Annotated in this window: 4 protein-coding genes; 1 reads left to right on the top strand and 3 read right to left on the bottom strand. The window is 40.3% G+C overall.

The genetic code is table 11. The features are described 5' to 3' along the window. Positions 1 to 39: 39 nt before the first annotated feature. On the bottom strand, positions 40 to 270 hold the full coding sequence (locus tag EI164_RS14815; RefSeq protein WP_225739332.1) for a hypothetical protein: 231 nt from the start codon (positions 268 to 270) through the stop codon (positions 40 to 42). 168 nt (positions 271 to 438) lie between these two features. Between EI164_RS14815 and htpX the strand changes: the two genes are divergently transcribed. Beyond that, entirely contained in the window at positions 439 to 1,353 is a 915-nt protein-coding gene (htpX, locus tag EI164_RS14810) for a protease HtpX (protein WP_192520683.1), read from the top strand. 124 nt (positions 1,354 to 1,477) lie between these two features. Here htpX and EI164_RS14805 read toward each other — a convergent pair whose 3' ends face one another. Continuing rightward, the gene (locus EI164_RS14805) at positions 1,478 to 2,272 is read right to left on the bottom strand and encodes a hypothetical protein (RefSeq protein ID WP_192520682.1); all 795 of its coding nucleotides are present in this window, start codon (positions 2,270 to 2,272) and stop codon (positions 1,478 to 1,480) included. 155 nt (positions 2,273 to 2,427) lie between these two features. Continuing rightward, complete coding sequence (locus tag EI164_RS14800; protein ID WP_192520681.1) at positions 2,428 to 4,098, bottom strand: alpha/beta hydrolase; 1,671 nt, start codon at positions 4,096 to 4,098, stop codon at positions 2,428 to 2,430. Positions 4,099 to 4,310: the final 212 nt, after the last annotated feature.

Here is a 4,310-nt window from a genome sequence, read left to right as displayed (position 1 = left end):
ACGCTACTTTAACAAAAACCTCTTATCAGGTGTCCTAAATTAGTTGACCACTACATTCACCCCGCTGGCATAATCTCCAATAAGAGCAATCTTTTCAGGGTTATCCCAAATCACTGATAGACAGGCTTGCGTATTACCAGAGAGTAACACCTTAAAGACAATTGGAATATCATAGTTATATTCTGATATGCCAGTTAACACACGACTGCTATCATTTTGATTTGCTTCGGGAATAATATTGGTTGAATATAGATAACTACGGTTCGCCATAATAATCACTTCAGTTTATAATAAAATTAATCGCTATACGCTGTTTTGACTTTTTGTTTACAGCAGTAGCATCCATTCAATATGGTTTAGATACAACTATAGCAAACAAACCTCTTAGAGAGTGCTCTATCGAGGCCATACCGACACTTTACATAGGAAGTTAGCGTCATGATGCGCATTGGATTATTTTTATTGACCAACTTAGCAGTGATTGTGGTATTTAGCATTGTGTTTGGTATTTTATCGAGATTTTTTGGCCTTGGTGACGTACATACGGCAGGCGGACTTAATTATGTTAGCCTTGCCATTATGTGCGGCATCTATGGTATGGTTGGCTCGATGATATCGCTATTTTTGTCAAAGTGGATGGCTAAGAGATCAACAGGTACGGTCGTCATAGAATCCCCACGTAACGCTACTGAGAAATGGCTGGTCGATACGGTAGCCAAACAAGCACGGGCGGTAAATATCGGTATGCCTGAAGTCGGTATTTTTAACAATTCGCAGCCAAACGCCTTTGCGACTGGCTGGAATAAGAATAAAGCGCTGGTGGCAGTATCGTCTGGCCTACTACAGAATATGAATCAAGATGAAGTCGAGGCAGTATTGGCGCATGAGATTGGTCATGTGGCCAATGGCGATATGATCACGCTTGCTCTCATTCAAGGCGTGGTGAACGCTTTTGTGATGTTCTTTGCGCGAATTATCGGCAGTTTCGTTGACCGTACTGTGTTCAAAAACACCAGTGGTCGCCCAGGTATTGGTTACTTCATCACCAGTATTGTAATGGATATCCTGCTGGGGTTTTTGGCATCTGCCATCGTCATGTGGTTCTCACGCTTACGTGAGTTTCGTGCGGATCAAATGGGCGCAAAACTTGCCAGCCGCGAAAAGATGATCAGTGCGCTTAATGCGCTTCGTCCTTCTGCACAGCGCCCCGACCAAATGCCTGAGAGTATGAAAGCGTTCGCAATCTCGTCAGGACAAACGCAAGGCTTTAGTATTGCAAACCTATTCCGCTCACACCCAACGCTTGATGACCGTATTGCGGCGTTGAGAGCGTATAATCCTAGTGAGAGCTGATATTTGTGGGTTGATTACCTTTGTTTTAGAGGTTACAGGCATAATTTTAGATTAGTTTATTAGTCTATAAATTATGCCTACTACAACGTTTATCTAGCACACATGTGTATCCTACTCTTGGAATTTACTTCTTTCTCCACTCACGCGCTCCACTAATATCTGACATTACATCATTAAAATCAAAACTGGGATCTATATTGGGTGAGCATTTACCTAATTTTTGACCATAAATGTAATTAACACAGTCGCAGTCATCATCTACTTCACCACAGTTTTTACATTCAGAGTTGCAAAAATCAATCATTCTATCAATAGCATCGTATGGTTCATATTCATAAGGAAAATTACCATAACCAAAACTACCATGTATCCTACCATTAATAAAATCATCTACGTCGTTGTACGTGTTTATATCACAGTCGAAAATTTTCGCAATGGGCCTCATAACTACTCTGCAATAATCAAAGCTATATAGTTGAGACTTAAAAAACACTTTCCCATCCTCAGCAAATAGGTTATGAAAGTTCAAATCACCATATACTTTTATTAAATCAGCATATCTTTTCTGTTCTAATTCAACATGCTTAAACGAGTTGTTAACAGCATCTAGCAATTTAAACTTGTTATTTATATGAGAACATCCGTCTACATGGTATTTTTTATCAAATTTAGATATGAAATCATTTCTTCGTATGACACTTGAGTTACTGGATGACTTAGTAACTTTTTTTGCGATAAAAATCATGTAGTCTATCGCATGAGACAATATAGTATTAAAAGAAAAGGCGTGGTGAAGCAGGACTTTATTTTGATTCACTAATACAAAGAATTCTTCAGACGCTGGAATCAACACATCGTTTATGTAGGAGAGAAGATATTTTGCATCGTCTTCTTCTGATTTTCCTGTATAAAATTCCATTTACTTCCTTAGATATTAGCCGTAGGGTGCGCTCAGCGCAACGATAAAACTTGCTCAAACAACGATAGATAGTAGCAAGAACGTGATGACACCGCTAGCCCCAACAGTAGCGGCTATCCTGCCATAGCCGCTACTGTTTATATAAAATACAGATATTACTTCTCTTCCTCAGACCCAAAAAGTGATATCAAGCCATCCCCGATAATTCCTCGCCAAGAAAAGTAATCATGCCCTGCACCATACTCTTCATAACGAGTGTCATACCCTTTTGCCAATAACACATCACGCAGATGACGATTGGTTCCCAATATACCATTGCTACTACTTTCCCCACGAGCTGTTTCAAACACGCCAGCACTCAAAAACAACCGAACAGGTACTTTATCCATTCTGATAACTTCAGACGCCACAAAATGCTTATCACCTGCGGTTTGCTCCTTTGGCTTCCACCAAAAGGATCCAGACATAGAGATAACGTTGCCAAATATATCAGGATGACGTAACGCAATAGTCGTGGCAGCCAATCCGCCATAGCTCGACCCTGCAATGACCGTTCTATCCTTTGGTATCGCTACTGGCAACCGTTTATTTACTTGCGGCACCAGCTCATTGGCCAATACATCTGCAAATACAGGATTGGCAGGCAATTCACGCGCACGGGCATCACCATCAGGATTACTGATAAATACCGCCGTCACCGGTGGAATCTCACCTGCTGCGATTAAATTATCTAATATCGTTGGCAATCCAACCGCATCGATATAGGCTTCCGCATCAAAGATATACAACAACACCGCATCGTCTCTATTATTTTGGCTGTCATCAATAGCAGGAGAATAGATGGTAATGTCACGGGTATTGTCTAACGTACTGCTGGTGAATTTAAAAGTAGAAAGCTCGCCTTTAGGGGTTTCTTTTTGCACATCTACCCAAGGCCTTTTTGGCGCATCTTTTAACGTAATAGTAGATTTGGTTGTGTACTTGTCGATTGCTGAATGAGGCCATGGATGATGATTATAAGGATCGGCCTGAGCCACAGCTCTTATCGCCACTCTACGTGCAAATCCAGATTCTGGTGGTTGAGGCACATTAAACGCTATCTGATAAGAAAAATGGGTATTTTTTGGCACCACAAAACTCTTATACCAAACATCAGAATTAGCTAGCTGTTGTAGCGACTCGTGATTGTTAGAAGGTGCGCCTAAAAGTTTTACGTTGTTATAATTGCCCCGCGCCAAAAATGTCATCACAGTACCAGTAGCAGTATCTTCAACGAGCGGTGTACCTAATACCTCTACATCCGCCCAAAAACTATCGCTACTCTGTCCTTTTGTCAGTGACTCACGTAATGCTGATACTTTTGGACTAAGTAATGTGTCAGAGCTTTCTAAAGCACTTTCTAAATTCTGATCTGCTAAACTGATACGTTGCTCAAGCACTACTTGGTATGCACCTGATCCAGACAAGCGCCATGTCGCATCACAGTTTTCTGCCACTAAATAAAAATTTTGCTTGCCGCTTTTATGATCAACTAAACGGCGCGATAGATTGCCTGTCGAATCTAAAATATCAAGCGTTACCGTATTATCACCACTATCGATATATCCCGTCAGATAATCGCCTTTGTCGCAGGGAACGCTAATATTTGATGAATGAGCCAAAGAATTTTTATTGTTTTTTGTACTATTTATTAGCTGGCCTTTTAAAGGACTGTCCATCGTTAACATCGCCGTCTCCGAACCAAATGCAGAAAATGACGTTGAATATAACAAACAAGCAAATCCTGCTATTGCCCATTTCTTAGAGAAAAATCCTGCGTATGTCATCCATTGCTCCTATTTTTATTTACTGACAAAAATCTAACCTCTACCGTTACAAGATGTCTAGCAAATGATACAAAGGTGCAATACTAGCGTACTTTTCCTATAAATGATATTAAAAATCATTCTCATTTAAACTCTATAACGCTTAATGAACTAACAATAACCCCAGTTCGGGATAAGCCACATTGTAACTCATTGATACTATTTACAATGTT

It is taken from the genome of Psychrobacter sp. FME13, from assembly GCF_014861395.1.
In the GTDB taxonomy this organism is placed as follows: domain Bacteria; phylum Pseudomonadota; class Gammaproteobacteria; order Pseudomonadales; family Moraxellaceae; genus Psychrobacter.
This window is presented reverse-complemented; position numbering and strand designations above follow the sequence as displayed.